This window comes from Streptomyces sp. NPDC051172 (assembly GCF_040682555.1).
In the GTDB taxonomy this organism is placed as follows: Bacteria; Actinomycetota; Actinomycetes; order Streptomycetales; family Streptomycetaceae; genus Streptomyces.
On record NZ_JBFBBE010000373.1, the window covers coordinates 1 to 1,306 of the forward strand.

The window sequence follows — 1,306 nt, forward strand, 5'->3', positions numbered from 1 at the left end:
GTAGGTGTCCGGGGCCAGGCCCGCGTAGAAGAGGGGCACGTTGATCAGTGCTCCGGCCGTCATCCCGTAGAGGACGCCCTTGATGTCGATCCTCTCGCTGGCGATGGCGTAGATCAGCAGGATCAGGAGCGTGATCCTCGTGGCGCGACGCGTGGGGTCGAGGTCGTTGTGCACGGTCACCGCGACGAGATACGCCACCAGGGCCAGTGCGACGAGGGCCAGCACGCCGTAGTGGGAGAGGTCCCGGCGGGGCTGCCGGAATGAGGCGAGGAGCAGCAGAAGGATGGCGGAGAACTCCGCGAACGGGATCGGCAGGCCGGGAGCGGTGAACGCATCCATCACCAGGCCGATGGCCAGCACGGCCTCGAACAGCCGCGGTGAGGCCGGCGTGACCAAGGGGTTCCACGGAGAGCGGGTCCACGCGGCCTGACCGTCCGGGACGAGGCCGAGTGAGGCGTGACGCCTGGCAGGCCGGGCCTCGGGTGGCACCACGGCCCTCACAGCGCGGGCAGCCGTCCGGTCACGGGGCGTGCTCGAGCGCATGGTGCGGAACCTTTCATGGACGCCGGGCGATACTCGGCTCAGCGTAGCGCGGTGGCGTGCCTCGTCCTCGGGCCCGGCAGACCGCACGAGGGGTCTTGGTACCGTGGACCGCGCGTGCCTCGCCCACGACGGCCCGCGCATTCCCGTCCATGACCCCCGAGGTGCTCCGTGACGATCGTCGACTTCTTCCGCCTGCTGCGCGCCAACCTCCTGCTGCTCCTGGCAGCTGCCCTCGTGGGGGGTCTGCTGGGCTGGGGCTACTCCGCGCTGCAGCCCCGGATCTACGCATCCGAATCTCAGGGGTTCCTCGCCGCCCGGGCTGCAGATCAGAGCCTCATCACCAGCAACCTGCCCGCCGAGAGCCGGGCTCAGGCCTACGTCGCCCTGATCAACAGCGAGGCCGTGCGTGAACGCGTGGCCCAGGACACGGGGCAGGACGGCGACGGTTCGCTCTCCGCGGTGCTCGTCCCCGAGTCCAGCATGATCAAGGTGACCGCCACCTCGACGGATCCCGAGACCGCCGCGCAGCTCGCGAACAGTGCTCTGCAGGCGACGGCGGACGTGGCGGCGGACGTGGACAAGAACAGCCCGTTGGAGGTCGTGCCGCTGTCCGACGCCCGCGTGCCCTCTGCCCCCGTGAGCCCTGACACCCGGCGCAACGTCCTCTTGGGCGTCGTGGCCGGACTGAGTGCGGGACTCGCCATCGCCGTGCTCCGTCGTCTCCTGGACGTGAAGGTGCGCAGCCGCGCCGACGTGAAGGAGA

Annotated in this window: 2 protein-coding genes; one reads left to right on the forward strand and one right to left on the reverse strand. The window is 70.1% G+C overall.

Translation table 11 applies throughout. The annotated features are described in order from the left end of the window. The coding region (locus AB0N07_RS51230; protein ID WP_365847888.1) for a hypothetical protein at positions 1-543 on the reverse strand (543 nt) is incomplete at its 3' end. Positions 544-711: 168 nt separating this feature from the next. On the opposite strand from AB0N07_RS51230, the gene AB0N07_RS51235 reads away from it, so the two are divergent. Continuing rightward, positions 712-1,306: Wzz/FepE/Etk N-terminal domain-containing protein (locus tag AB0N07_RS51235; RefSeq protein WP_365847890.1), on the forward strand; the 595-nt coding region annotated here is incomplete at its 3' end.